The sequence below is a fragment of the Methylorubrum pseudosasae genome (assembly GCF_029504475.1).
In the GTDB taxonomy this organism is placed as follows: Bacteria; Pseudomonadota; Alphaproteobacteria; order Rhizobiales; family Beijerinckiaceae; genus Methylobacterium; species Methylobacterium extorquens.
In genome coordinates, this window is the sequence record NZ_JAQGDU010000002.1 from 4,317,971 (window position 1) to 4,344,230 (window position 26,260).

30 protein-coding genes are annotated in these 26,260 nt (G+C 68.9%); 13 read left to right on the forward strand and 17 right to left on the reverse strand.

What is annotated here, in order from left to right; translation table 11 throughout:
• Nucleotides 1-61: 61 nt before the first annotated feature.
• Entirely contained in the window at nt 62-316 is a 255-nt protein-coding gene (gene rpmE, locus M2437_RS21360; RefSeq protein ID WP_003602933.1) for a 50S ribosomal protein L31, read from the forward strand.
• A gap of 327 nt (nt 317-643) precedes the next feature.
• On the opposite strand, the gene rcdA is transcribed toward rpmE, so the two are convergent.
• Nucleotides 644-1,177 carry a protease adaptor protein RcdA gene (rcdA, locus tag M2437_RS21365; RefSeq protein ID WP_253388625.1) on the reverse strand — a complete coding sequence of 178 codons (534 nt, stop codon included), beginning with the start codon at nt 1,175-1,177 and terminating at the stop codon, nt 644-646.
• A gap of 657 nt (nt 1,178-1,834) precedes the next feature.
• On the opposite strand from rcdA, the gene rpmH reads away from it, so the two are divergent.
• The 6 genes from rpmH to M2437_RS21395 all read left to right on the forward strand — a co-directional run bounded on the left by rpmH (nt 1,835) and on the right by M2437_RS21395 (nt 6,388).
• Nucleotides 1,835-1,969 carry a 50S ribosomal protein L34 gene (gene rpmH / locus M2437_RS21370; RefSeq protein ID WP_012253788.1) on the forward strand — a complete coding sequence of 45 codons (135 nt, stop codon included), beginning with the start codon at nt 1,835-1,837 and terminating at the stop codon, nt 1,967-1,969.
• A gap of 115 nt (nt 1,970-2,084) precedes the next feature.
• Nucleotides 2,085-2,543, forward strand: a complete 459-nt coding sequence (gene rnpA / locus M2437_RS21375) for a ribonuclease P protein component (RefSeq protein WP_301293171.1) — start codon at nt 2,085-2,087, stop codon at nt 2,541-2,543.
• The gene (yidC, locus tag M2437_RS21380) at nt 2,536-4,386 is read left to right on the forward strand and encodes a membrane protein insertase YidC (protein WP_253388627.1); all 1,851 of its coding nucleotides are present in this window, start codon (nt 2,536-2,538) and stop codon (nt 4,384-4,386) included. The genes rnpA and yidC overlap by 8 nt, the downstream gene beginning before the upstream one ends.
• A gap of 246 nt (nt 4,387-4,632) precedes the next feature.
• Nucleotides 4,633-5,292 (forward strand): ribosome biogenesis GTP-binding protein YihA/YsxC, encoded by a 660-nt coding sequence (gene yihA / locus M2437_RS21385; protein ID WP_253388628.1) that lies wholly within the window; start codon nt 4,633-4,635, stop codon nt 5,290-5,292.
• Complete coding sequence (locus tag M2437_RS21390; protein ID WP_253388629.1) at nt 5,289-5,660, forward strand: DUF423 domain-containing protein; 372 nt, start codon at nt 5,289-5,291, stop codon at nt 5,658-5,660. Before yihA ends, M2437_RS21390 begins: the two co-directional genes overlap by 4 nt.
• A 35-nt stretch (nt 5,661-5,695) precedes the next feature.
• Nucleotides 5,696-6,388, forward strand: coding sequence for a hypothetical protein (locus M2437_RS21395; RefSeq protein ID WP_253388630.1), 693 nt, complete (start codon nt 5,696-5,698; stop codon nt 6,386-6,388).
• Here the strand turns inward: M2437_RS21395 and M2437_RS21400 are convergent.
• From M2437_RS21400 to M2437_RS21415, 4 genes are all read right to left on the reverse strand, one after another.
• Nucleotides 6,351-7,790, reverse strand: a complete 1,440-nt coding sequence (locus M2437_RS21400; RefSeq protein ID WP_238508126.1) for a short-chain fatty acid transporter — start codon at nt 7,788-7,790, stop codon at nt 6,351-6,353. The two genes, M2437_RS21395 and M2437_RS21400, sit on opposite strands and share 38 nt — an antisense overlap.
• Before the next feature lie 127 nt (nt 7,791-7,917).
• On the reverse strand, nt 7,918-8,592 hold the full coding sequence (locus M2437_RS21405; RefSeq protein ID WP_253388631.1) for a metallophosphoesterase family protein: 675 nt from the start codon (nt 8,590-8,592) through the stop codon (nt 7,918-7,920).
• A 188-nt stretch (nt 8,593-8,780) separates the two neighbouring features.
• A complete protein-coding gene (clpB, locus tag M2437_RS21410) occupies nt 8,781-11,405 on the reverse strand; it encodes an ATP-dependent chaperone ClpB (protein WP_253388632.1) in 2,625 nt (874 codons plus the stop codon).
• A gap of 227 nt (nt 11,406-11,632) precedes the next feature.
• The gene (locus tag M2437_RS21415; protein WP_056119774.1) at nt 11,633-12,427 is read right to left on the reverse strand and encodes an MOSC domain-containing protein; all 795 of its coding nucleotides are present in this window, start codon (nt 12,425-12,427) and stop codon (nt 11,633-11,635) included.
• Nucleotides 12,428-12,563: 136 nt separating this feature from the next.
• On the opposite strand from M2437_RS21415, the gene M2437_RS21420 reads away from it, so the two are divergent.
• Complete coding sequence (locus M2437_RS21420; protein WP_253388633.1) at nt 12,564-13,340, forward strand: MOSC domain-containing protein; 777 nt, start codon at nt 12,564-12,566, stop codon at nt 13,338-13,340.
• A 21-nt stretch (nt 13,341-13,361) separates the two neighbouring features.
• Here the strand turns inward: M2437_RS21420 and M2437_RS21425 are convergent, their stop codons facing one another.
• The gene (locus M2437_RS21425) at nt 13,362-13,586 is read right to left on the reverse strand and encodes a hypothetical protein (RefSeq protein ID WP_012253778.1); all 225 of its coding nucleotides are present in this window, start codon (nt 13,584-13,586) and stop codon (nt 13,362-13,364) included.
• Nucleotides 13,587-13,986: 400 nt separating this feature from the next.
• On the opposite strand from M2437_RS21425, the gene argB reads away from it, so the two are divergent.
• From argB to M2437_RS21440, 3 genes are all read left to right on the forward strand, one after another.
• Nucleotides 13,987-14,883 (forward strand): acetylglutamate kinase, encoded by an 897-nt coding sequence (gene argB, locus M2437_RS21430; protein WP_003605284.1) that lies wholly within the window; start codon nt 13,987-13,989, stop codon nt 14,881-14,883.
• A gap of 87 nt (nt 14,884-14,970) precedes the next feature.
• Nucleotides 14,971-15,717 (forward strand): pyrimidine 5'-nucleotidase, encoded by a 747-nt coding sequence (locus M2437_RS21435; RefSeq protein ID WP_003605285.1) that lies wholly within the window; start codon nt 14,971-14,973, stop codon nt 15,715-15,717.
• Nucleotides 15,714-16,154 (forward strand): metallopeptidase family protein, encoded by a 441-nt coding sequence (locus tag M2437_RS21440; protein WP_253388634.1) that lies wholly within the window; start codon nt 15,714-15,716, stop codon nt 16,152-16,154. Before M2437_RS21435 ends, M2437_RS21440 begins: the two co-directional genes overlap by 4 nt.
• A gap of 4 nt (nt 16,155-16,158) precedes the next feature.
• Here M2437_RS21440 and M2437_RS21445 read toward each other — a convergent pair whose 3' ends face one another.
• The 5 genes from M2437_RS21445 to M2437_RS21465 form a co-directional block, all read right to left on the reverse strand.
• Nucleotides 16,159-17,391 carry a hypothetical protein gene (locus tag M2437_RS21445; protein WP_012752828.1) on the reverse strand — a complete coding sequence of 411 codons (1,233 nt, stop codon included), beginning with the start codon at nt 17,389-17,391 and terminating at the stop codon, nt 16,159-16,161.
• Between the two features lie 129 nt (nt 17,392-17,520).
• Nucleotides 17,521-18,051, reverse strand: coding sequence for a DUF2937 family protein (locus M2437_RS21450; protein ID WP_012253775.1), 531 nt, complete (start codon nt 18,049-18,051; stop codon nt 17,521-17,523).
• Between the two features lie 66 nt (nt 18,052-18,117).
• Nucleotides 18,118-18,378, reverse strand: a complete 261-nt coding sequence (locus tag M2437_RS21455) for a hypothetical protein (RefSeq protein WP_253388635.1) — start codon at nt 18,376-18,378, stop codon at nt 18,118-18,120.
• Nucleotides 18,379-18,388: 10 nt separating this feature from the next.
• Nucleotides 18,389-19,396: a WD40 repeat domain-containing protein gene (locus M2437_RS21460; protein ID WP_056119789.1), complete on the reverse strand. Its 1,008-nt coding sequence runs from the start codon at nt 19,394-19,396 to the stop codon at nt 18,389-18,391.
• A 17-nt stretch (nt 19,397-19,413) separates the two neighbouring features.
• Entirely contained in the window at nt 19,414-20,088 is a 675-nt protein-coding gene (locus M2437_RS21465; protein ID WP_015822797.1) for a YoaK family protein, read from the reverse strand.
• Nucleotides 20,089-20,355: 267 nt separating this feature from the next.
• Here M2437_RS21465 and M2437_RS21470 point away from each other — a divergent pair, with 267 nt between their 5' ends.
• A complete protein-coding gene (locus M2437_RS21470; RefSeq protein WP_003599175.1) occupies nt 20,356-20,775 on the forward strand; it encodes a response regulator in 420 nt (139 codons plus the stop codon).
• A gap of 33 nt (nt 20,776-20,808) precedes the next feature.
• Complete coding sequence (locus M2437_RS21475; protein ID WP_253388636.1) at nt 20,809-21,168, forward strand: photosystem reaction center subunit H; 360 nt, start codon at nt 20,809-20,811, stop codon at nt 21,166-21,168.
• Between the two features lie 6 nt (nt 21,169-21,174).
• Here the strand turns inward: M2437_RS21475 and bioD are convergent, their stop codons facing one another.
• The 6 genes from bioD to M2437_RS21505 all read right to left on the reverse strand — a co-directional run bounded on the left by bioD (nt 21,175) and on the right by M2437_RS21505 (nt 26,246).
• Complete coding sequence (bioD, locus tag M2437_RS21480) at nt 21,175-21,852, reverse strand: dethiobiotin synthase (protein WP_253388637.1); 678 nt, start codon at nt 21,850-21,852, stop codon at nt 21,175-21,177.
• A 293-nt stretch (nt 21,853-22,145) separates the two neighbouring features.
• Entirely contained in the window at nt 22,146-22,919 is a 774-nt protein-coding gene (locus tag M2437_RS21485) for a ferredoxin--NADP reductase (RefSeq protein ID WP_253388638.1), read from the reverse strand.
• Nucleotides 22,920-23,088: 169 nt separating this feature from the next.
• Entirely contained in the window at nt 23,089-24,021 is a 933-nt protein-coding gene (locus M2437_RS21490) for a ring-cleaving dioxygenase (protein WP_253388639.1), read from the reverse strand.
• A gap of 82 nt (nt 24,022-24,103) precedes the next feature.
• Complete coding sequence (locus tag M2437_RS21495; protein ID WP_253388640.1) at nt 24,104-24,511, reverse strand: type II toxin-antitoxin system HicB family antitoxin; 408 nt, start codon at nt 24,509-24,511, stop codon at nt 24,104-24,106.
• A gap of 37 nt (nt 24,512-24,548) precedes the next feature.
• Entirely contained in the window at nt 24,549-24,752 is a 204-nt protein-coding gene (locus M2437_RS21500; protein WP_076643793.1) for a type II toxin-antitoxin system HicA family toxin, read from the reverse strand.
• A gap of 210 nt (nt 24,753-24,962) precedes the next feature.
• Nucleotides 24,963-26,246, reverse strand: coding sequence for a M16 family metallopeptidase (locus tag M2437_RS21505; RefSeq protein WP_003599163.1), 1,284 nt, complete (start codon nt 26,244-26,246; stop codon nt 24,963-24,965).
• Nucleotides 26,247-26,260: the final 14 nt, after the last annotated feature.

Consider the following 26,260-nt stretch of genomic DNA (forward strand, 5'->3'; position numbering starts at 1 on the left):
TTGCCCCTGGCTCCTCCCCTGAGTGGCGGGGCTGGTCGGCGTGCTACCTCAGGAATTCGTCATGGCAAAGAACGAGGCCGGCAAGGCCAAGGGGACCGAGCACCCCGACTACCACTTCATCAAGGTCGTGATGACCGATGGCTCCGACTACAAGACCCGCTCGACCTACGGCAAGGAAGGCGACGTCCTCAACCTGGACATCGACCCGTCCACGCACCCGGCCTGGACCGGCGGCGAGCAGAAGATGCTCGATCGCGGCGGGCGCGTCTCGCGCTTCAACTCGCGCTTCGGCGGCCTCGGCTTCGGCAAGAAGTGATTGTTGGATTTGGGCGCGAGCCCGAATCGACCAGACGGCGCCGCTCGCGGCGCCGTTTTCGTTTGCGCGGACGATCTAACGGCAAAGCCCGCACGTGCGGCCTCTGCGGATCGGGCGGCAGGCTGAACCGCATCGGCACGATCGGGCAACGGCGCGCGGCCGTCAGCCTGCGCCTCTGTCGCGAGCCGAACGGCAAGGCAATTTAGCAGGACGATCCGGGCCGGGGCGTCAGCCCGCGGGACCCACACGGGGCGCGCCAAGCGAGCGTGTCGCGCGCTCCGGATCCAGCCCGGAATGCGGGCCGGATCGAGGCAAGGACAGCCGAAATTACTCTCCGCCGAACGCGGCGCGCAGACGGCCGAACTGCGCGGTCACCGGGCTTTCCCGCGGCACCGGAGCGGGGCGATCCTCGCTGATGAGCGCATCGAGGTGGAGGATGCGCGAGTGAAGCCGGCGCGAACGGCGCACGAGATCCTGAAGCCGCAGCGGCAGGGTGGTGAAGGTATCGCCGGCCTCGGGCAGGGCGCGCTCCGGCTCGGCGAGCTTGACGCGGGTCTTCTCCTCCTGCGCCTGAACCAGCGAGATCTCACCCTCGGAGACGGCGCGCTGCACCAGCAGCCATGAGGCGATCTGCATCAGCCGGGTCGTGAGGCGCATGCTCTCGCTGGCATAGGCGAGCGTGGCATCGCGGGAGATCAACCGCGATTCGGAGCGCCCTTCCCCGTCGAGATAGGCCGCCGTCTCCTCGACCAGCAGCATGCCCTCGCGGAACAGGGTCTTGAAGCCTTCCGAGGTCACGTAGGACTGGCCGAAGCTCACCCACTCGCGATCGTCCCGGAACGTCACGTCGAACTCGGTCATCCTGCCTCCTGTACCGCCAGCGAACCATTTGCCCCGGATCGGGACGATGCCGGTGCGAATGCGGCCAGTGGGGCAAGTGTAGCGCCGAACGCGAGCCGAAAGGAGGTTCACGTCTTTTTAACGTTAACGGCGCTAGCCGGCACGAGGCCCGAAGCGCGGCACTCGGCGTACGGAGAGAGACAAAAAAAGAAGCCGCCCCAGGAGGAGCGGCTTTCGTGAGTCTTACAGGGAGGCATCAAGCAGACTGGAAAGAGATCCCAATCAGGATCCAGACAATCTGGATGTGCCTCTTTGTAGAACGGAAAGGTTAACGCTCCGTTAAGGGCCCGGCCGTCGCAGCGGGAATCATCGGCACAGGTCCGTGAAGACCCCAAGCCGGGACTCGCGCGATCGCAACAGAGCGGTCCGATAGCCACCGCCACCCGCCGCATCGGTCGCGGAATCGCTTGAAGCGGCGCACCGGCGGGCGGGGAAGTCATGAGTTGGGCCTCGTCATTGACTTGCAGCGCCCCCTCCGCCATAAGCCGCGCCATTGCGAAGCGGCGCCCCGTTCCGGGCGCCCTTCGCGTTTGCAGATCCCATTTCGAGGCTTACGCACGGTCCGCGCGCTCATCGGCAGCGCCGCCGGGCCGATACCTCGGCCGCCGGAGACCGACCATGAAGAGAACCTATCAGCCCAGCAAGCTCGTTCGGAAGCGCCGCCACGGCTTCCGCGCCCGCATGGCTACCGCCGGCGGCCGCAAGGTCATCGCGGCCCGCCGCGCGCACGGCCGCAAGCGCCTCTCGGCCTGATACGTCCCGCGGCGCCGCCCTTCGCGCGACGCCGCCTTTTGCAACACGAGCCCGCGAATCGGGATCGGAGCGCCCGTGCCCGACGATCGGACGTCTCCGGCGGCGCCCGGACTTCCTGGCAGCCGCCCAGGGCCGGCGTTTTCATACGGACCGCATGAGCGCCCAAGGGCGCCTGCGCGATCCGGGCGAGACGCGCGACGGCGCGACCGCCGAGGGCCTCTTCCTCGGCTTCACCATCACCAAGCGCGTAGGGCATGCGACCGAACGCAACCGGATACGGCGACGCCTGCGCAGCGCCGTCGCCGCCGTGGCGGCGGATGCGCCTGCGATCGGAGCGGATGTCGTGGTGATCGCCCGGCGCCCTGCCCTCGACGCCCCGTTCGACAGCCTCGTCGCGGATTTGCGCCGCGCGCTCCATTCGGTGACGCGCCCGGCCACGCCGCGTTCCAGCGACTCCGCCCGGCCGACCCCACCGCGACGCGGCGGGTCCCGCTCCGGGCGCGGTGCGTCGGCTGGCGGCACTCCGCCCTTCCCCCCCACATCGAAAGCGCCTGACGGATCGACCGATGGGTAACGACAAGACGAACATGTTCGTCGCCATCGCCTTGTCGCTGGTGGTCCTGCTTGGCTGGCATTACTTCGTCACCGGGCCGGCCAGCGAGCGGCAGCGACAGGCGGCGCAGAGCCAGACCGCACAGACGGGCGTGCCGCAGACGGCCGACGGCATCCCGTCGCCGAGTCCGCGCGAGGGCAGCCCCAACGCCCCCGCGCCCGGCACCCTGCCGGGCGCCGCGGCGCAGGGGCCCGTCTCCCGCGAGGACGCGCTGGCCCGTTCCGCGCGCGTCCGCATCGACACGCCGGCCCTCTACGGCTCGATCGGCCTCAAGGGCGCCCGCATCGACGATGTGAGCCTGAAGAACTACCACGAGACCGTCAGCGACGAGAGCCCGCGCATCGTGCTGCTCTCGCCCACGGGCACCGCCAACCCGTATTACGCCGAGTTCGGCTGGGTCGGCGCCAATGCGGGTCCGCTGCCCAACGCCGACACGCTCTGGAAGGCGGACGGCGATCTGCTGGCGCCCGGCCGGCCGCTAACGCTGACCTGGGACAACGGCCAGGGCCTCGTCTTCAAGCGCATCGTCGCCGTGGACGACAAGTTCATGTTCACGGTGCGCGACGAGGTGGAGAACACCTCGGCCAACCCGGTGACGCTCTATCCCTACAGCCTCGTCTCGCGCTGGGGTAAGCCGCAGACCCAGGGCTATTACGTCCTGCACGAAGGCCTGATCGGCGTGCTCGGCGGCGACGGCCTGCAGGAATACACCTACGACAAGGTCGGCAAGGAGCCGGCCTATGGCGGAGCCGCCACGCAGGGCAAGGCCTGGACGAACGTGACCGGCGGCTGGGTCGGCATCACCGACAAGTACTGGGCCGCCGCCGCGATCCCGGAGCAGGACAAGCCCTTCACCGGCGCCTTCACCGAGCGCACCGACGGCGCGACCAAGATCTACCAGACCTCCGTGCGCGGCGACGCTGTCACCCTGGCGCCGAACGCGTCGTCCGTGACGACGCAGCGCTTGTTCGCGGGCGCCAAGGAGGTCAACCAGATCAACGCCTACGAGCGCGAGTTCGGCATCAAGCAATTCGATCTGATGATCGACTGGGGCTGGTTCTGGTTCCTGACCAAGCCGATGTTCCGGGCGCTCGACTTCTTCTTCCACCTGCTGGGCAATTTCGGTGTCTCGATCCTGCTCGTGACGCTGATCCTGAAGCTGTTCTTCCTGCCGATCGCCAACCGCTCCTACGTCTCCATGGCCAAGATGAAGGCCGTGCAGCCGGAGATGACCTCCATCCGGGAGCGCTACAAGGACGACCGGGTGAAGCAGCAGCAGGCAATGATGGAGCTGTACAAGAAGGAGAAGATCAATCCGGTCGCCGGCTGCTGGCCGGTGCTGATTCAGATCCCGGTCTTCTTCGCGCTCTACAAGGTGCTGTTCATCACCATCGAGATGCGGCACGCGCCGTTCTTCGGTTGGATTCAGGACCTCGCCGCGCCCGATCCGACGAGCATCGTCAACCTGTTCGGCCTGCTTCCGTTCACGCCGCCCGAGTACATCCCGATCCATCTGGGCGTGTGGCCGATCATCATGGGCATCACGATGTTCATCCAGATGAAGATGAACCCCGCGCCGCCGGACCCGGTCCAGGCGCAGGTCTTCGCCTTCATGCCGATCGTGTTCACCTTCATGCTCGGCTCGTTCCCCGCCGGCCTCGTGATCTACTGGGCCTGGAACAACACCCTCTCGGTGATCCAGCAATACGTCATCATGCGCCGCAACGGCGTGAAGGTGGAGTTGTGGGACAACCTCAAGGGCATGTTCAAACGCGGCAACAAGAGCGCCGCCGCCAAGGGCTGATATCGAAGGCTGACGCTCGACCGCCGAGCGCCGGCCCCGCACGAGGGCATCGTCCCGGACGCCTGATCCGGGACGATGCCCTCAACTCTTGTTTTGCATCATCTCCTTCCGAAAGCCGGCCACCACCTTTCGGGACGATGCTCGAGCGGGGAAGAAGCCGGCAGCCGTGCGAATGCGCCGCCGCGCATCGGCCGGCATCCCCCATCCCTCCCCTGGCCCGCTAGGGGGGAAGAAGCGCGCAGCCTCATGACCGACGACCCCACAGACGCCCCCTCGCCCGAACTGCTCGAAGCCGGCCGGCTGCTGTTTGCCGGCAGCGCGGACTTCGCCACCGCCGCCCCGGCCCTCGGGGCGTTGCCGCCGATGGAGGGCGTCGAGATTGCCTTTGCCGGCCGCTCCAACGTCGGCAAGTCGAGCCTCGTCAACGCCCTGACAGGGCGCAACACGCTCGCGCGGACCTCGCACACGCCGGGGCGCACCCAGCAGCTCAACTTCTTCCGGATCGGCGAGCGCCTGACCCTCGTCGACATGCCGGGCTACGGCTACGCCGCGGTGGAGAAGGCCAAGGTCGAGGCCTGGACCAAGCTGATCCACGCCTATCTCAAGGGCCGGTCGAACCTCGCCCGCGTCTACCTGCTGATCGATTCGCGGCACGGCCTCAAGGAGATCGACACCGATCTGCTCGACGGGCTCGACAAGGCGGCGGTCTCCTATCAGATCGTGCTGACCAAGGGCGACGCGCTGAAGAAGGCCGAGATCGACAAGCGCATCGCCGGCATCCATGCCGCTTTGGCCAAGCGCCCGGCGGCCTATCCCGAAGTGCTGCTGACCTCGAGCCGCGACGACCGCGGCGTGGCGGAACTGCGCGCCAGCATCGCCCGGCTGCTGCAGGAACGCGGCGCGTGACCGGCCTCGACCGCGTCCTCGCTGCCCTGGCGGCGCTGGCCGGCGGGCTCGGCGTCGCGGCGAGTGCCGCCGCAGCCCATACCAGCGGCGGCGAGACGCTGAAGACCGCGGCGCAATTCCTGCTGTTCCATGCTCCCGCCGTGCTGGCCCTCACGGGCCTTGCCGCGACCGGCTTCGTCCGCGGCGGACTCGCCCGCCTCGCGGCGGCGGCGCTGCTCATCGGCCTCGCGCTGTTCTCGGGCGATCTTGCTCTCCGCGCGTTGACGGGCACACCGCTCTTTCCGATGGCAGCGCCCAGCGGCGGCGTGGTGCTGATGGCCGGCTGGCTGCTTGCGGCGATCGCGGTGCTGGTGCCCGCACGGCGCTGAGGCCGCGCCCCGGTGGAAACCGAAGGAGGACCGGCATGCTCCGATCCTGGCTCCTGCTCGCCGCCTGCCTCGCGGCATTCCCGGCCCGCGCCGCGGAAATCGAGGAGAACGAGCCGCTGGTGATGCGGCTGATCTTCGAGGATTGCCTCGGCTATATCCGCCACGGCCGCACCCCGTTCGAAGGGCTTACGACGCGGCCCGCCTCGCGGGAGGCGATCGCTCAGCTTCCCCGTCGCGCGCCCGACCGCGAGAAGGCGGTCGAGCTGTTGTCCCCGCGCTACGTCGCCTCCTGGGGGCGCGATTCCGACGACCGGCATTGCCTCATCTTCACCGTCTGGTCGGCCCAGCGCGACGGCCTGCCCATGCGGCTCGGCGTGCGGGCGAAGGATTTCCTCGGGCGCGTCACCGAGAAGGCGCGCGCGGCGGGGCTCGACGAAGCCCTCCCGGCCGAGACCTTCTCACCCCTCGCCACGAGCCTCTGGTCGGAGAAGAGCACCGGCCATGACAGCGGTCCCCTGCGCCCCGTCAGCTTCACGATTCTTCCCACCGGCGGCGACGAGGCAGGCGGGCTGATGGATGCCGGCGTCATCGTGGTGGGCGGCCCGCCGCAGGGCCGCCCTCAGAGCATCCTCCCGAAAGCCGGCCGCCGGCTTTCGGAAAAAGACGATGCGAAAATAGAAGACGCGCGCATCACCCCGGCAGGACCGGCGGGTGATATTCCAGCGTGAAGGCGAGCGCCCAGAGCAGGAACAGCACCACCGGCAGGTGGACGATGAGCTGGAGGAAGCTGAAGCCGACGATATCGCGGGCCTTCAGGCCGAGGATGCCGAGCAGCGGCAGCATGAAGAACGGGTTGATGAGGTTCGGCAGCGCCTCGGCCGCATTGTAAACCTGCACCGCCCAGCCGAGATGCACCTTCAGCTCGTTGGCCGCCTGCATCACGTAGGGCGCTTCCAGCAGCCACTTGCCGCCGCCCGAGGGGATGAAGAAGCCCAGCAGCGCCGAGTAGACACCCATGGCGAGCGGGAATGAGCCTTGCGTGTTCATCGCCACGAAGGCGTGGGCGATGACGTCCGAGAGGCTGTGGCCGGCGGCATTCTTGGCGCCCGTCAGGATCGCGGCGATGGCGGCGTAGAACGGGAACTGGATCAGGATACCGGCGGTGGCCGGGACCGCCTTGGAGAGCGCGGCCAGGAAACGCTTGGGCCGCCAGTGCAGCACAAAGCCGACCATCAGGAACAGGAAGTTGTAGGTGTTGAGGTTGGAGATCGCGACCATCCAATCCTGGCGCGCGAATTCCTGGATCAGCCAACCCGCCGCCAGCAGGCCGATGAGGATCGTCAGGACGGGCGCGTGCTCCAGCCACTCGCCGGGCTGCTTGGGCGGGGCGACGCTGTCCTCCTGCTTGGAGACATCGACGCCGAGATCCTGCGCCGTCACCGCGGTCTCGCGGCCCGGCGCGGAGGCGAGCGCGATCAGCGCCGACATCACCACGAGGATCGCGGCGATCAGGATCGACTGCCACAGGAAGATCGTCTCGCTGAACGGGATCACGCCGGTGATCGGCAGCAGGCCCGGCGGCAGGCTTTTCGGGTTGGCCTGAAGCTGCGCCGCGGACGAGGACAGGCCCATCGCCCAGGTCGCGCCGAGGCCGAGATAGGCGGCGGCACCGGCGGCGCGGTAATCCATCCGTAATTCCGTGCGCCGGGCCAGCGCGCGGGCGAGCAGGCCACCGAAGATCAGGCTCAGGCCCCAGCTCAAGAGCGAGGAGAGCATGGTGGCGAGCGCAACGTATCCGATGGCGCCGCGGCCGGTCTTCGGCACCAGCGCCATCCGGTCGATCAAGGCTTGCACTGGGGCGGAGGTCGCCACCACGTAGCCGCCGATGGTGACGAAGACCATCTGCATGGTGAAGGGGATCAGGCTCCAGAATCCGTCGCCGAAGCTCTTCGACACCGCCTGGACCGGCGCGCCGTTGATGAGCGCGGCGGATGCCACGATGACGACGGCGATGGCCACGAACACGAAGGCGTCGGGAAACCACTTCTCCGCCCAATCGGTGAAGCGGAGTGCGAGGCGGGCCATGGCCCGCTCCTCGGTCCGCGTGCGGGGCTCTGGGGGCGAATCCATCGGCGTCGGCTCCTCATCCGCGGCGCGAACGGCCGCGGTTAGGCCCTGTTAGAGAGGGAGCCGAGGCCGGGTTCAAGCCGGTCCGGTGACGAAACCTCAGCGCTCACAGAAATCGAGGGTGCCTGACTCAACCAGCCGACACGCGCAGGAATTCCAGCGCCGGGCCCTGCGCCTGCGAAAAGACGCCCGCGGTCAGCGCGTTGCCGAACACGGCACCCGTGTCGAGATTGGTGCGGAAGCGGCGGCAATCCGGCCCGCCGCGGGTCTGCGGAGTGTGGCCGTGGACGATGTGGCGGCCGAAATCATAATCCTCGGAGAGGAACGGCTCGCGGATCCAGAGCCGGTTGTGGGGATCGGGGTCCGGCACCTCCCCCTCGGGACGAAAGCCGGCATGGACGTACCAGCGCTGCGTATCCTCGTGCAGGGTCGGCAGGGCCTCGATCCAGTCGAGCATCTCGCCGGGCAGCTCTTCCGGCCCCGAAACGCCGAACGAGGTGAGCGTCTCGGCGCCGCCGTTATAGACCCAATGGTCGAGGGCGCCGGGCTCGCGCAGGCTCTTCAGCAGCATCTCCTCGTGGTTGCCCATCAGGCAGACCACGTCCTCCGGCTCGCGCCATTGCAGGCGGCGCAGGGTCTCGATCACCCGCGCACTGTCGGGGCCGCGATCGATGTAGTCGCCGAGGAAGACCAGCTTCTTCGCGCGGGTCCCCGCATGGGCCTCGATGCGTTCCAGCAGGCGGTCGAGCAGGTCGGCGCAGCCGTGGATATCGCCGATGGCGTAGGTGATCGTCTCGGCAGTCATCCGCTCGTTGTCGATGGGAAATCGCTGCAACGCAAGACGAGGACGGACCGAGGCTAAGGGCAACCGGCCGAAGCCGCGCGCGTCGCTTCGCGGCGCGTTGACGCGGCCGCTCCGAATCGCTCCGGGGCGGCCGCGACCGAAGGCGGCCCCGGCGCGGTCTCCCACGCCGGGGCCTTTCGTTCATCGGATCAGTTCAGCAGCACGCCCGCCGGCCGGCGCTCGGCGGCGACGTCGCCGATCATCAGCCCGGCCGGGCCGACGCGCACCGGCACCGTCTCGCCGTCGTGGATCACTCCCGAGAGGATCGCTTCGGCGAGCGGATCCTGCACGTTCTTCTGGATCACCCGCTTCAGCGGCCGCGCGCCGTAGGCCGGATCGTAGCCCTTGTCGGCGAGCCAGGTGCGGGCCTCGCCGTCCACGTCGAGGGTGATCTTGCGATCTTCCAGGAGCTTGGCGAGACGCCCGAGCTGGATATCGACGATCGCCCCCATCTCCGAACGCGCGAGGCGGTGGAACAGGATGATCTCGTCCACCCGGTTCAGGAATTCGGGCCGGAAGTGGCCACGCACCACCCCCATCACCTCGTCGCGCACCACGTCGGTGTCCTGGCCGGCCGGCTGGTTCACCAGATACTCCGAGCCGAGGTTCGAGGTCATGATGAGCAGCGTGTTGCGGAAGTCGACCGTGCGGCCCTGCCCATCCGTCAGGCGCCCGTCGTCGAGCACCTGCAGCAGGACGTTGAACACGTCCGGATGCGCCTTCTCGACCTCGTCGAACAGCACGACCTGATAGGGCCGGCGCCGCACGGCCTCGGTCAGTGCGCCGCCCTCCTCGTAGCCGACATAGCCGGGAGGCGCGCCGATCAGGCGGGCGACCGCGTGCTTCTCCATGTACTCGGACATGTCGATGCGCACGAGCGCGGTGTCGTCGTCGAACAGGAAGCCGGCCAGCGCCTTGGTCAGCTCGGTCTTGCCGACGCCCGTCGGCCCGAGGAACATGAACGAGCCGATCGGCCGGTTTGGGTCCTGCAGGCCGGCCCGCGCCCGGCGGACCGCGGTCGAGACCGCTTCCACCGCCTCGCGCTGGCCGACGACGCGCTTGGCGAGCGCCTCCTCCATCGCGAGCAGCTTTTCGCGCTCGCCTTCCAGCATCTTGTCCACCGGCACGCCGGTCCAGCGGGAGACGACGCCCGCGATATGGGCCGGCGTCACCGCCTCCTCGACCATGCCATCGCGGGCGACTGCGCTCTCGGCCGCGGCCTCGATCTCGGAGAGCTGCTTCTCCAGGCCGGGGATCACGCCATAGGCGAGCTCGCCCGCGCGCTGGTACTGGCCCTGGCGCTGCGCCGAGGCGAGTTCGTTGCGGGCCTCGTCGAGCTTCTTCTTCAGCTCGGCGGCGGCACCCAGCTTGTCCTTCTCGGCCTTCCAGCGCGCCGTGATGGTCGCGGACTGCTCCTCGAGGTCGGCCAGTTCCTTCTCCAGGCGCTGGAGCCGATCGCGGGAGGCGGAATCCGTCTCCTTCTTCAGCGCCTCGCCCTCGATCTTCAGCCGCACGATCTCACGATCGACGTTGTCGAGTTCTTCCGGCTTCGAATCGACCTGCATGCGCAGGCGCGAGCCGGCCTCGTCGACGAGGTCGATCGCCTTGTCGGGCAGGAAGCGGTCGGTGATGTAGCGGTTCGACAGGGTCGCCGCCGCGACGAGCGCGCTGTCCTGGATGCGCACGCCGTGGTGCTGCTCGTACTTCTCCTTGATGCCGCGCAGGATCGAGACCGTGTCCTCGACCGTGGGCTCGGACACGAAGACCGGCTGGAAGCGGCGGGCGAGCGCGGCGTCCTTCTCGACATGCTTGCGGTACTCGTCGAGCGTGGTCGCGCCGACGCAGTGCAGCTCACCGCGGGCCAGCGCGGGTTTCAGCAGGTTCGAGGCGTCCATCGCCCCATCCGCCTTTCCGGCGCCGACGAGCGTGTGCATCTCGTCGATGAACAGGATGATCTGGCCTTCCGCGGCGGTCACCTCGGAGAGCACGCCCTTCAGCCGCTCCTCGAACTCGCCGCGATATTTCGCGCCGGCGATCAGCGCACCCATGTCGAGGGCGAGCAGGCTCTTCTCCTTGAGGGATTCCGGCACGTCGCCGTTGACGATGCGCAGGGCCAGCCCCTCGACGATGGCGGTCTTGCCGACGCCGGGCTCGCCGATCAGCACGGGATTGTTCTTGGTGCGCCGCGACAGCACCTGGATCGTGCGGCGGATCTCCTCGTCGCGGCCGATCACCGGGTCGAGCTTGCCCTCGCGGGCCGCCTCGGTGAGGTCGCGGGCGTATTTCTTCAGCGCGTCGTAGGCGTTCTCGGCCGAGGCGTTGTCGGCGGTGCGGCCCTTGCGCAGCGCGTTGATCGCCGCGTTGAGCGAGGCCGCGGTGACGCCCGCCGCCGTCAGGATGCGGCCGGCCTCCCCCTCCTTCTCGACGGCGAAGGCCAGCAGCAGGCGCTCGACGGTGACGTAAGAATCACCCGCCTTCTCGGCGGCCTGCTCGGCGGTGTCGAACAGGCGCACGAGTTCGCGCGTCGCCTGCGGCTGCGCGGCATTGCCCGAGACCTTCGGCTGCTTGGCGAGCCATTGCTCGACCTGCGCATGCGCGACCCGCGACTGGCCGCCGGCCCGGTCGATGAGACCGGCGCAGAGCCCTTCGGGATCGTCGAGCAGGACCTTGAGGAGATGGCCGGGCGCGAGCTGCGGGTTGCCCTCGCGGACGGCGAGATTCTGAGCAGCCTGGACGAAGCCACGGGCGCGCTCGGTGTACTTTTCGAAATTCATGCGTGTTGCCCTTCCCCGGATCGAAGATCGTCCGCCCGCTTGCGCGGCACGGAGCCTCCGATGCGTTGTCCCGCGGGGTGAGCCCCACCGGGACACCGGCGCTTTATTGTGAGCCGCCGGTAGGGATGATCTGGTGTTGCGTATACGTGACACAAGAGGGAGAGGGCGCCCAAAACGCATCCCAGGCGGGCATTCGGACCAAGCTTGCGCGGCCGATGCGTGGCCGTTCAGGCGGCGTCTTCGGCTTGCGGCATCACGTTAAGCCGGTCGCCGACCGCCACGGCGCCGTCGCTGAGCACTTCGAGGTAGATGCCGAGATCGACATGGTCGAAATGGCGTTTCAGCGCCTTCGGCAGGTTTGTGTCGCGCCGGGCCGTCTCCGGATTCACGTCGACGGCAGCGCAGCGCGGCGTGCGGGCGAGCCCCCGCAGACGCAAGCCCCCGACGGTCACCTCCCGGCCGACCCAATCCATCTCCGCCCACGGCTCCAGCCCATCGACGTAGATGTTGGCGCGGAAGCGCAAGGGGTGGATCGCGCCGCCCGTCCGCTCTTCCAGGGCGCGCACCGAGGCGAGGTTGATGAGCGAGACCGCCCGCATGAAGGCCGGCGAGATCACGCTGCCGTCGGTGAACTTGTGGTCGGCCGCTCGCACGAGGCGCGGCCGCCCCTTGGCCGCCGGGCCGACATAGGACTCGAAGAAGCGCTCGACCGCCTCGCGGCCCTCAGGCCGGGTCAGATCCTCGCTGAGCATCGTCGCGCCGTCGCGGGTGATCGTGAGCTGCCCGGTCTCGGGATCGAACCGCGTCGCGAGCGCCGCCAGCACCTCGTTGCTGCGCAGCATCAGGAAGTAGCCCTTATCGAGCGGCTCCGGGTTCTGCGGGTCGAAGGCCGTCGTGCCGAGCGCGAGGGCGTATTCGCGGTCGAAGGCGAGGCCGGACGCGCGAGCCAGCGTCAGCGCCGGAAGCGGCTCGGCCGAGAGGCCCTTGACCGGATATCTGTAGAGCGCGGTGACCTCGGCCATCTGTCCTCATCCTCCTGACGCAAAGCGGCAGGCTGACCGAGACCGCAGCGTCGGACCATGCGGAATTCTCCGTAGACGGCGCAGGGCTCCACCGGTCCGGTTGCAAATCGGGCGCGTCCGGCCTTAGCGAGTGGGAATGAACCAGAGCCCTGCCCTCCGCATCGCCGCCCTCTACCGCTATCCGGTCAAAGGCCTCTCGCCCGAGGCCTTGGAGACGGCCGAGCTGGAAACGAGCGGCTACTTTCCCGGCGACCGGCTCTACGCCATCGAGAACGGCCCTTCCGGCTTCAACGAGACCGTGCCGCGCCACCTGCCGAAGATCGCCTACCTGATGTTGATGCGTAACGAGGCGCTGGCCCGGCTGCGCACCCGGTTCGACGACGCCACGCATCGCCTGACGGTCGAGGAGAACGGGGTGCAGGCGGTGGACGCGGATCTGAGCACGGCGGAGGGGCGCGAAGCGCTCGCCGAGTTCATGAAGGGCTTCCTGCCGCAGGAACTGCGCGGCGCGCCGCGGGTGCTGACGGCGCCGCCCGGCTACCGCTTCACCGATTCGCGCACAGGCTACGTCTCGCTCATCAACCGTGCGAGCGTGGCGGCAACCGAGGATCTCGCGGGCGCCCCGGTCGATCCCCTGCGCTTCCGCGGCAACCTCTATCTCGACGGGCTGGAGCCTTGGGCCGAACTCGACATGGTCGGCCGGGTGCTGGAAGCGGGCGACGTCCGGCTAAAGATCACGAGCCGAACCGAGCGCTGCGCGGCCACCAATGTCGATCCGCAGACCGGCCAGCGTGATCTGTCGATCCCGAGGACCCTGATGCAGGGTGTCGGCCACACCGATTGCGGCGTCTACGCCGAGGTTCTGGCCGGCGGCGTGCTGCGGACGGGCGACAGCCTGCGGGTGATCGGCTGAAGAAAATCGGCGCTTGCGGACTCAGCGCTTGCGCGCCTGGGCGCGGGCCGTGAGCCAGAGCGGCTCGGGTTCGGCGCAGGGCAGGAGCGCGGCCACGGCGTCGAGATCGACCGCGTAGTTGTCTGTGAGCTGGCGCCAGATATCGGCGGACGAGCCCGCGCCCTGGCCGAGACGCTCGACGATGCGGGCAAGCAAACCGGGATGCGTCAGACTCGGACGCGGCATCGCCAGATCGGCACTCAGCATGGTCGGCCCCCTTCGTTCAACCAGGGCATGATTGATCGCGATGGTTAACCGCCGTTTAAGCATCCCGCTGAAATCAGCTGAGATGAAGAACTGGATAGAGCTGAACGACCACAGGCATCCGGGTTTTGCCCGCCAGACTTGAGTTTCACCGTCTCCGACCCTCGATCCCGCGATCGGCCAAGCGGCGTTTCAAAGGTGACACGAAGCGTCGCTAGAGAATCGTCCCGTGGGGTGGCCGCCGGGATCCGACGGGCCGGCGCCGGTCGGATGGCCTGACAACGCTCTTCGCATGGCACCCATCGCGGGATCGCGAGTTCGCGGACTCTTCGCTCTGCACAAAGCCTGCGCTAGAAGCCTGCCGAATCCGCCTCCGACTCGAGAGAGAGCCAGGACGACCGCGATGACCGATCCGCTGCCGAACGTGCATGTGCGCGCCGAGATCCTGACCCAAGCGCTGCCGCACATGCAGCGCTACGATCAGGAAATCGTCGTCATCAAGTATGGCGGCCACGCCATGGGCGACCCGGCGGCGGCGGAGGACTTCGCCGAAGATATCGTGCTGCTCGAACAATCCGGCCTGAAGCCGATCGTCGTGCATGGCGGCGGGCCGCAGATCGGCAAGATGCTGGCCCGGCTCGGCATCGAATCGGAGTTCCGCGGCGGGTTGCGCGTCACCGACGAGGCCACCGTCGAGGTGGTCGAGATGGTTCTGGCCGGCTCGATCAACAAGCAGATCGTCGGCTGGATCGCCGCCGAGGGCGGCCGGGCGATCGGCCTGTGCGGCAAGGACGGCAACATGGTCCGCGCCAAGCGGGCGATGCGGACGATCAAGGATCCCGACAGCAACATCGAGCAGGCGATCGACCTCGGCCTCGTCGGCGAGCCGGAGCATGTCGAGCGCGGCGTGCTCGATGCGGTGCTGAAGGCCGAGTTGATCCCGGTCCTCGCCCCCGTGGCCTATGGCGAGGACGGCAAGACCTACAACGTCAACGCCGACACCTTCGCCGGCGCCATCGCGGGTGCGCTGCGGGCCAAGCGCCTGTTGCTGCTCACCGACGTGCCCGGCGTGCTCGACAAGGACAAGAACCTGATTCAGGAGCTCTCGGTCGAGGATTGCCGCCGCCTGATCGCCGACGGCACCATCACCGGCGGCATGATCCCGAAGGTCGAGACCTGCATCTACGCCCTCGAACAGGGCGTCGAGGCGGTGGTCATCCTCAACGGCAAGGTCCCGCACGCGGCGCTGCTCGAGCTGTTCACCGATTTCGGCGCGGGCACTCTGATCCGGCGCAGCTGACGGCAGCGCTTCCCAGCGGCTTTCAACTCCCTACATACGGGACGGGGCATCCCCGTCCCGTTTCTCCTTTCAAGCGTCACCCTCCCCTTGCTCCTTCCCGGCGAGAGTCACTTCACCACCTCCGACGCCCGCGGGTTCTCCCACGTCGATACCTGGGTGTTCGATCTCGACAACACGCTCTACCCGAGCGACGCGCGGGTCTGGCCGCAGGTGGACGAGCGGATCACGCTCTACGTCATGCGGCTCTACGGGCTCGACGCGATCTCGGCGCGCGCCCTGCAGAAGCATTTCTACCACCGCTACGGCACCACCCTGAAGGCGCTGATGGTGGAGGAAGGGGTCGATCCGCACGACTTCCTCGACTTCGCCCACGACATCGACCACTCGACGATCAAGCTCGACGAAGCGCTCGGAACCGCGATCGAGCATCTGCCGGGCCGCAAGCTGATCCTCACCAACGGATCGCGCCGCCACGCGGAATCGGTCGCGGGCAAGCTCGGCATCCTCGACCATTTCGAGGACGTGTTCGACATCGCCGACGCCGACTTCATCCCCAAGCCCGACCGCGGCACCTACGAGCGCTTCCTTCTGCGCCACGGGGTCGATCCCCGGCGCTCGGCCCTGTTCGAGGACATCGCCCGCAACCTCGTGGTGCCGCACGACCTCGGAATGGCGACCGTGCTGGTGGTGCCGCCGACGCCCGATCCGTTCCGCGAACTGTTCGAGCAGGAGGCGGTGCAGGAGCCGCATATCGACCACATCACCAGCGATCTGGCGGCCTTCCTCGTGCGCTGCGTGCTGCCGGTCGTCCCGCCCGAGCCCGCCGCGCCGTGAGTGAGACGGCTGCGGGCCACTGGGCCGAGATCAAGGCTCCGAGTCTGGCCGAGATCGAGGCCCTGGCCGAGGCCGCCTTCGCCGCCCTGCCGGAGGAATTCCGGGCGCTCTGCGCGGGCGTGCGCATCCACATCGACGATTTCCCCGACGACGAGACCCTGACCGAGATGGGGTGCGAGTCGGAGTTCGACCTGCTCGGCCTATTCCGCGGCATCGGGCTGGCGCAGGCGGGCGAGGTCGCCACGGGGCAGATGCCCAACGCCGTCTGGCTCTATCGCCGGCCGCTGCTCGATTACTGGGCCGAGCACGACGAGACGCTGGGCCACCTCGTGACCCACGTGCTCGTCCACGAGATCGGCCACCATTTCGGCCTCTCCGACGACGACATGGCCGGCATCGAGGCGGCGGCCGACGCGATCGAGCCGTCGGACGCCTGAGGCGTCAGCCCCGCGCGGGCAGGCGCGGGATCAGCCCGACCTTGGGCCGGCGGGAGCGGAACTGCCCGCGCTCGATCGCCACGAAGGTGAGGATCGCCAGGGCGAGCGTGGTGAGCCACCAGATCGTGGTGAGGCCGACGCCGACGCAGCCGATGGCAAACGCGGTCGCGAAGGCCGCCATGGCGCAGGGCGCCAGCACCGTGGCGTCGCGGCCCGCGCGGTGGATCGCGCCGTAGAGGGCGAAGGCCGCAGCGAAGGCGCCGACGATGCCCAGTTCGTACCAGAATTCGAACAGCATCGTGGTCGGCGCATTGATCGGCAGGATGCCGAAGATCTTTCCGCGCAGGGCCGTCTCGAGGCCGTGGCCGGTCACGAGGCGCACCGGCTCCAGGGTGACGACCTTCTGCCACGCCTTGAGCGCCAGCACGCCGGGCGCCACGGGGCCGAACAGGGCGATGCCGATCGGACGCGCGAGGAACGGCAGCAGCGGCGCGGCCACGAGCAGGCCGGCGGCGGTGAGCGCGGTGACGCGCACGCCGAGCGACAGGCGCCAATGCGTCAGAGCAAAGACGAGTGCCCCGATGGCCAGCGCGAACAGCGCGGTCACGCCCGGCGCGAGCAGCAGCGCGCCCGCGACCAATACGATCACGACGAGCGAGCCCAGGTCGCGACGGCGCGAGCGCAGCCACGCCACGGCGGGCCAAGCCAGCAGCGCCAGCAGCACCGCGCCGCGCTCCAGGGCGCTGTCGCCGTCCGGGTTGTCCTTGAGCATCGCGTCGCCGACGAGGTTGATCAGGATCGCGACGATGGCCGCCGCGCCGACGCCGAGCGGCAGCAGGTAGAGGTTGGCCGAGCGCATCCGGTCAGGCAGCGCGAGATAGGCCAAAAGCGTCATCACCACGATGGCGACGAGGTTGGCCAGCCGCTCGCTCGCGGGCCCGGGAAACGGCGTCCAGACCAGCGACAGTCCCGACCAGAACACCACCAGCATGCCGGCCAGGAAGGACGGCGCGGTCAACAGCCGCTTCAGGGCCGGACCGACGGCGCGCTGATGCTGGTCGATGGCGCTCGCGGTGATCAGCAGGACGACGGCGATGGGTGCGAGCACCACGGTAGCGCGGCGCGAGACCTGCGCGGCCACCGGCAGCACCACGAACAGGCCGAAGAAACCGATACGGCGCAGCAGGGCCGCCGCGTCGAGGGCGGGATCGACGGTCGTGGTCGGGGGACGCGGCATGATCGAGGGAGGACCGGATCCGGCGCCCCTGCGGAGTGCGGGCGCTTAGCCTACACCTAGTGCAGGCGGGGGGGCCGGGCTGTAGAGGCGCTGCAACACCTCAGCCCCCGTATCAGTGCCGGATTTGCATCAAACTGGCGTGGTTTGCGGCCGCGGGCGGCGCCGGCGCCGGGCGAGGTGGCGCCCGACATCGCTGGTGACGCGCCAGCCGCCCCAGGCGGCGAGGAAGCCGAGCAGGCCGGCGACGAGGCCGTCCGCCGTGGTCGGCACCGCCGGCTGATAGTCGCGATAGGTGGCGCGGGCGATGCTCATGTCGGGGTCACGGGCCATGACGCTGAGGCGCCCGAGCGGGCTCGCCGCCGTGTCGAGGGCGAGCTTCTGCGCCTCCAGCCGCTTCAGCCGCTCGACATCGGCCCGGGCCGATTCGCCGCGCCGGGCGATAAAGGCGTCCGGGTTGGTCCGCAGCAGCGCCAGCGCCTCGTCCCGGCTGCGGCCCGTGGCCTGGGCGTCGGCATCGAGGGAAGCGATGGCGCGGCGCAGCTCGTCCAGGGCCCCGCCGAGGCGCTGGGTGTATTGCTGGGCGAATTCCGGCGCCTGCGCGGCGATGACCGCCGCGAGCAGTCCGAAAGCAAGGCCGAGCGTTCGGACCACACGGAACATCAAAACTTCCTTCGCGGGGGCAACCCGGTTTGTAGGGCGATCCGCGGCGCCGGGGAGGGCCGCGGTTCAATCTTGGCCGAGGGCGGCCGCCACATCCGCCTCGCTGAGGGCGTCGAGCGCCCCGGCGATCTTCACCGCCCGCGTCTTCTCGCCGGGCGGGAACAGCAGGACCACGGTCTCGGTACCGGGACAGGCCGGATCGGTGCAGACGATCTCGCTCACGCTCATCGCCGTGTCCGGGCCGTAACCGCCCGCCTTCCGCAGCCACGCCTCAACGCGACGCCGGGCGGCGGCGTCAGGCTTCGGAGCGCGTCCCAACAGGGCCACGGCGCGGGCGTCAGGCCGGCAGGGTGAGCAGGCCGGCCTGCCCGTCGGCGCAGCCGAAGGCGAGGCGGGCACCGGCCGGGTCCCAGGCGAGCGCCGAGATCGCGCTGCCCTTCACCGCCGGGCGCACCAGCAGCTCCGAGGCGTCGGAGAAGCGCACCAGCAGCACGCAGCCATCCTCATAACCGATCGCCAGGACCGGCGCCTTCGGATGGAAGGCGACCTGCGAGACCCGCGCCGGCCGCACGCCGCATTCCCGTGGCGCCTTGCCGGTGGGGCCCTCCTTCGAGTCGAACGGCCAGACGATGGCGGCCTCGGCGCCGCTGGTGGCGAGCCACTTGCCGTCCGACGACCACGAGAGCGAACGCACCTTTGCGGGATAGCCCGACATGCGCATGTGGCCGCGGTCGGGCTGGAGGCGCCAGCCGTGCAGCGCGTTCTCCTGCATGGTCGAGACGACGAAGCGGCCGTCGGGCGACCACGTCACGTCGAGATGCGAGCCCTTCCACTCGATGAATTCGGGCGGCGTTTCGAGGTTCGGGTACCAAAGGCTGACGCCGTTGTAGTGGGCTACCGCCAGCCGGTAGCCCTTCGGCGCGAAGGCGAGGCCGCGGCCGGTGGTGGGCGCCGTGAGGGTTTTTTCGCGGCCCTTGGCGTCGCGGGCGACGATCGCGCGGCCCGAGGCGAAGGCGAACGAGCCGTCGCCGTGGAGCGCCAGCGCGTCGATCCAGCCGCCGCCCTTGGCCTGCGCCAGCTCGCTCGACCGGCCGTCCGCCGCCGTCGCGACCACGCGGCCATCGTCGCCCCCGCTCACGAGCCGGGCGCCGTCGCTGGCCGCCACGAGGATTCCGCTGTCGGGATGAGCCGCCACGGTCTCGGTCGCGCCGTCGCGGGCCAGCAGCACGCCGCCATCGGCCAGCGCCAGCGCCAATGTCCCCTTGAGCCAGTGGGCGGCGGTGACGTGGGCACCGGCCGCGATGTCCGCGACGTGGTCGGTAAGGGAGGGAGCGGAGGCGCTCATGCCGGAGGGGTCTTCCTTCAGATCTTGGTCAGCGTCACCGGCGCGCGCCGGTACACGAGAGTGAACAGGGTCGCGGCAAGGCATAGCCCGGCCGCCACGCCGGCGGGAATCGCCAGGGCCGCGATTCCGAGATGCGCATGGGCCAGCGTGCCCGCAACCGCCCCGACCAGGAGCGAGAGCCAAACCGAGCCGTCGCCGACCCAGCCCAGCCGCGGTCCCCTGCCGGCGAGCGCCAGCGCCGCCTTCTGCCCGAACGCGAACAGCGCGCCGGTGACGAAGGTGGTGCCGGCACGAAAGCCCTGAACATGGGCGAGCACCGCGTTCTGCCCGCCCATGGCGAGCGCCAGGAACAGCGAGGCCACGCCGACATGGGCGTGCTCGGCCGCCAGGGCGACCGCCGCCGTCAGGGCGACGGCTTCCAGGCCGAGCACCGCGGGCGTGACCCAGCGCGGCGGGCACAGGGCGGCGATAGCGCCCCCCGAGACCGCGCCGACGAGGAAGGCGCCGATCAGCAGCGCCGGCAGCACGGCGCCGAGCGGCTCGCCATGGCCCAGTGCGACAGCGAGCTGCGTCGTGTTCCCGCTCATGAGCGAGGTGTAGAGGCCGCCGAGCCGGATAAAGCCGAGCGCGTCCACGAATCCGGCGAGCGCCGTGAGCACGACGCCGAAGCCGATCTGCCAGGGTCGGGTCACGGGGTCGGCACGATCGTTAAGGCGCTCTTCGAACGGCAGGCGGGTGCGGGGGCGAAAGACAGGCTCATCCGACAAGGGCTTAGGGGTGTCATCGCGTCAGGCGTGACTGAAAACAGTTCCTGCACCGTACCGTCAAGGTTAACCGATCGGTTACCAAATGCGCGCAAATCGAAGCAATCACGGTGAACGAGGCCCTTCACGGCCCCGTTGGTCCGGCGATCCGCAAGCTCGGCTGTTGTCCGAGCACGGGTGAGTTGGAGTTCTGCCATGATCCCCTTCGCCTGCATCCCCGCTGCCCTGCCGCCGTTCTCTCTGGCGCGCCACGCCGACACGATCCTCGTGGTGGAGGACGAGTCCTTCGTCTGCGAGCTGGCCGCCGAGGCGCTGCTCGACGAAGGCTACCGGGTGCTGACCGCCGCCGATGCGGAGGAGGCGGAGGCGATCCTGTCGCGCGAGCACGTGGACCTGCTCTTCACCGATATCGATCTGGCCCGCAACACGAACGGCATCGCGCTCGCCCGCAGCGCCCGGCGCAGCCTGCCGCGCCTGCCGGTGGTCTACACCTCCGGCGGCCGCGACGGCCTCTCCGCCGCCGAGGCGGTGAACGAATCGGTGTTCATGCCCAAGCCCTACCGCGCCGCGCAGCTCGTGGCTGTCACCAACGACCTGCTGCGCCACCGCGGCTGAGTTTCCCCGCCCTCAACCCATACGAGACGTGACATGCGTCGCCTGATCGCCTGCGCCTTCCTGATGCTCGCCGCGATGCCGGCCGCCCGAGCCGAATGCAATGTCGAGGATACCGGGCTCGAACCGACAATCGCGGCGAAGAAGGAGCTTCAGGAAACCAAGAACGCTCAGATCGTGCGCGACCTGCGGACGCTGCGCGACGCCGCCATCGTGCTCGAATCCTACGGCTTCCCGGACGAGTGCAAGCGCCTCGTCGCCATCGTGAAGGGTCTGGCCGCCAAGCCCGATGACACGATCAAGCGCAGCAGCGACACCGACGAGGAGAAGGCCGAGGAGATCCAGGAATCCCGCGAGCCGAAGGCGCCGAAGGAGCGCAGCGGCTCCGGCCGGTAAAGCGCCTCAGGCAATCCCGGGGAGGTTTTGCGGAAAATCCCCTCCCCGGCCCAGGCAGCCGACCGGCACGCGCGCGTGCCGCGCGATCTGCCCGGCCACCGTCTCGACCGGGACCGGCGCGCCCTCGCTCTCGCTCACGACGATTCCAACAAGCGGGATGGCGTGCGCCCGCAACGTCTCGACCGCCGTCAGCGCGTGGCTGATGGCGCCGAGATAGCTGCCGGACACGAGCAGCGCCGGGATCGCTTGCGATTTCAGCCAGTCGAGGCCGGTCGCGTCCTCGGAGATCGGGCTCATCAGGCCGCCGACGCCCTCGATCACCACGGTCTCACCGTCACCGGCCTCGGCCAGGCGCGCGCCGCACCACGCGACAAGCTCAGGCAGCGCGAGGCTGCGACCCTCGCGGGCGGCGGCGAGGTCGGGCGCGAGCGGCGCGATGAAACGCCAGGGCGAGCAGGCTTCGACCGTCTCAGGCGTGAGCGCCAGCCCCTGAGCCGCGAGCAGGCGGCCGGTGTCACTCTCCGCGAAATCGGGATGGTCCAGCGGGGGAACGCCGCTCGCGAGCGGCTTCAGCGCCCTTACTCGCCGGCCCTGGCCGCGCAGCCGGCGGACGAGGGCGGCGGTGGTGTAGGTCTTGCCGATCTCGGTGCCGGCGCCGACGACGAACAGGGCGGGCGGGGACATGGCGTGCGGATCGCTTGGCTACGAAAATGGCGTGGTCCCACCCGCGCCCTCATCCTGAGGTGCCCGCGACAGCGGGTCTCGAAGGATCGCCCGGTTCCCGCGCGATGTCCGGACCACCCTTCGTGGCGGCTTTGCAGCATCTCAGGATGAGGGCGTGAGTCGGAGCGACCGGGCCGGTCGCTCCGCTAGAGCCGTGCCCGACCACGTTGGGTCGGATCACGCCTCTATCCTTTTGTTGTGCCGCGCTTTCTTTCGACGAACCGGAACCCACTTCGTCGGAAAGCGCTCTAACGCTACTTCTCGACGAAGGCCTTCTCGATCACGTAGTGGGCCGCCTCGCCGTGGTTGCCCTCCTCGTAACTGAGGCCCGTCAGCATCTCGCGGGTATCCTTGATCATCTCCGGCGAGCCGCAGAGCATGAAGCGGTCGTTCTCGATCGACATGTTCGGCAGGCCGATATCCTCGAACAGCTTGCCCGAGGTCATCAGGTCGGTGATCCGGCCGCGGTTGCGGAACGGCTCGCGGGTGACCGTCGGGTAGTAGATGAGCTGGTTGGCGATCATCTCGCCGAGGAACTCGTGCTTCGGCAGGGTCTCGGTGATGGTCTCGCCATAGGCCAGTTCCTGCACCTGACGGCAGCCGTGGACGAGCACGACCTTCTCGAAGCGGTCGTAGGTCTCCGGATCCTTGATGATCGACAGGAAGGGGGCGAGCCCCGTGCCGGTGCCGAGCAGGTAGAGGTTCTTGCCGGGCAGGAGGTTGTCGAGCACCAGCGTGCCGGTCGGCTTCTTGCCGATCATGATCGGGTCGCCGACCTTGAGGTGCTGGAGCTTGCTCGTGAGCGGGCCGTTCGGCACCTTGATCGAGAAGAACTCCAGCTCCTCCTCGTAATTGGCCGAGACCACCGAGTACGCGCGCAGCAGCGGCCGGCCCTCGACCTCGATGCCGATCATCGTGAACTCGCCGTTGCGGAAGCGGAACGAGGGATCGCGCGTCGTGCGGAAGGAGAAGAGCGTGTCGGTCCAGTGGTGGACGGAGAGGACGCGCTCCTCGTTGTACTTGCTCATCGGCCGCGGGTTTCCCGATTCTGGAAGCGTCGAAACGGGGCTCTTCTCGCAGTCGCAGCATCCGCGTCAAGACGCAGCGCTGCCACAGCGGTTGGAATGTGACTTAGCCTGGAACTGTTCTTGAATCCGGCGCATGCCTGCCCCGGCAGGAGCGCATCGCCGGAGGCGCTTACAGCGGCTTCAAGCCCGCTTCGATCTCCGCCCGGCGCGGTTCGAGGAAGGGCGGCAGCGCGAGACGTTCGCCGAGTGATTCCATCGTCTCGTCGGTGGCGAAGCCCGGCCCGTCGGTGGCGATCTCGAACAGGATGCCGTTCGGCTCGCGGAAATACAGGCTGCGGAAGTAGTAGCGATCCACGGGACCGCTGGAGGGGACGCGGCGCTGCTTGAGCCGGTCGGCCCAGGCGTCGTAATCGGCATCCGGGATGCGGAAGGCGACGTGGTGCACGGCACCCGCGCCCTGGCGGGCCGGCGCGCCCGTACCTTTGAGAAGCTGGACCTCCGCGGCGGGACCGCCCTCGCCGGTCTCGAACACCGTCACCTCGCCCTCGGGCAGCTCGAAGGTCCGGGCGCGGCGGAAACCGAGGATCTGCGTCAGCACCGCTTCGGTGCGCTCGGGCTGCGAGACGGTGAGGCGGATCGGCCCAAGGCCCCGGATCTGGTGCTCGGGCGGCACCGGGCTGCCCTGCCAGGGATGGGCTGCACCCACGCCGCCGTCGTCCACGAGGCTGAGGCGCTGGCCCTCGCCGTCCTCGAAATCGAGGGTGAGGCGCCCGTCCCGCTCGATCGCCGGATGGTGGTTCACCCCCTGGCGGGCAAGATGCTCGCGCCACCAGTCGAAGCTTGCCGTTCCGCCGACGCGCAGCAGGGTGCGCGAGATGCTGTCGGTGCCGCGCCGCTCGGCGGGCGCCGGCCAGTCGAAGAAGGTGATGTCGGTGCCGGGCGAGGCGCGGCCGTCGGCATAGAACAGATGGTAGGCCGAGACGTCGTCCTGGTTGACGGTCTTCTTCACGAGCCGGAGCCCCAGCACGCGGGTGTAAAAGGCGAGGTTGTCGGCCGCCTGCGCCGTGATGGCGGTGACGTGGTGGAGTCCGGTGAGCTGCATCGCTTGAGGCCTCGCACGGTGAGCGGGTTCGGCCTCCACCAGATAGGGGTTTTGGGCGCGAGCCCAAGGAGCAGGGTGCGGTTCAGGCAACCATGGACGTCAGGCGCGCCTTCGCGGCCTGCGCGAGGAAGCCGGATCGGCTCTCGCCGGCGGCCTCGGCCGCGCGGTCGATACGCTTGAGCAGACTCTCCTCGACCGAGATGTTCACCCGCACGGCACGCCCCGGGAGATCGACCTCGATCAGGCCGATCATCGCGTCCCGGCTTTCCTCGATGAAAACGGGGTCGCCGCGCAGTTCTTCGAGCGAACGGGCCCGCGGCACCGATTCGCCATCCTCCACCAAGCCGCCGACATGGAAAGCCAGCATCTCGGCGGCCTTCCGGTAGAGTTCGTCGAGATCGTCGGCGCCCGTCGTCGCACCGGGAAAATCCGGGAATGAGGCGCCGTAATTGCCGGCTTCGCCGTGGATCAACATGACGACCCGCGTCATCGGCTTCTCTCTCGTGCTCTTCGAAACAGGCCCGCTCTCACCATTCCCACCCCGCCTGCCGGAAGATGCTGCGGAGCGTACCCAGCGCCTGCTCGCGGCGCCCGGTATCCAGCGTCACACGTCCCGGTTTCGTTGGATGCTTGTACTGGACATGGTCGCCCGGCCCCTTCCGGGCAACGATCCAACCATCATCGCGCAGTCGGACTATGAGGCCGCGCGTTTCCTTGTCGCGATTCGACACGAGAGGTCTCCGACAGCCCGCTTTCCCGCTGCCCCAAGCCTCCCATTGTCGACCTCTCCGGATCGAACTTCAGAAATATCAGCGCGACCGACAGCACGCAATCCGCTGATACACACAGATACACACTGAAACGCTCTCTGCTCAATGAAAAAGGCCGGCGACGCGTCTCCGCGTGCCGGCCCCGGCCGTGATGGAATTGGTGAAGGGCGCCTACAGCCCCGTGGGCCGCCCCGCGGCGACGACCAGCATCTTGCCGTCGCCGAGCGTGCGGGCGCCGGCCCGGCGGATGTCGGCCTGGGTCACGCTCGCCACGAGGTCGTTGCGGCGGGCGATGTAGTCCATGCCGAGCCCCTCGAAGGCGATCTGCACCAATTGGTTGGCGATCTTGGTCGAGGTATCGAAGCCGAGCGCGTAGGAGCCGGTGAGATAGTCCTTGGCCTTCTGCAGCTCCTCGTCGGAGGGGCCGTCGGTGATGAGGCGCTGGATCTCGTCACCGATCACGTCGAGGGCCTCGACGACGCGCTCGTTCTTGGTGGCGGTGTAGCCCCAAGTCATGGCGACCGCGCGATGCGAGGTCAGCGAAGTGCCGACCGAATAGGCCAGGCCGCGCTTCTCGCGCACTTCCTGGAACAGGCGCGAGGTGAAGGCGCCACCGCCCAGGATGTGGTTCAGCACATAGGCCGGGATGAAGTCGGGGTCGCGCCACGCCACGCCCGGCATGCCGAAGCGGATCACCGATTGCGGCACGTCGAGATCGACGACGATGCGGCGGCCGAGTTCGTTGATCGCGGTCGGCGGAATGGCTTTCAGCGGGCCGGCCTCGGGCAGAGCGCCGAAGGCGCGAGCGATCATGCCGGTGATTGTCGCCTCGTCGAAGGCGCCCACAGCCGCGACCTTGAGGCTGCCGCGGCCGATCACGGCCCGGTGCAGGGCCACGAGGTCGTCGCGGGTGATCGCCGACAGGGTCTCGATGGTGCCCGACGAGGAGCGGCCGTAGGCGTGCCCCGGGAAGGCTTCGCGGAAGTAGCGGCGGGAGGCCAGCACGCCGGGATCGTTCTGCTGGTAGCGCAGGCTGGCGATCATCTGCGCCCGCACGCGCTCGATCGAGGGCTGATCGAAGCGCGGCTCGGCCAGCGACAGGGCCAACAGACGGATTGCCTCGTCGGCATGCGTGAGCAGCGTCTTGAGCGAGCCGCCGATGGAATCGGGGCCGGTGTGGAAGCTCAGCTCGATCGCGCGGGCCGCGAGCGCCTCTTGGAAGGCATCCGAGTCGAGATCGCCCGCGCCCTCGTCGAGCAGCCGCGCCATCATCTGCGCGGTGCCCGCCTTGCCCTCCGCATCCTGCGCCGCGCCGCCCTCGAAGGTGAAGGAGAGCGCGATCATCGGCACCACCGGCGAGGCGACGTGCCAAGCCTCGATGCCGGGGGCGGCCGCGAGCGGCAACGCCTGGGTCGGCGACGTCGCGGTGCGGGTGCCGGTCTCGGCGAGATTCATCGGAAGTTCCTTAA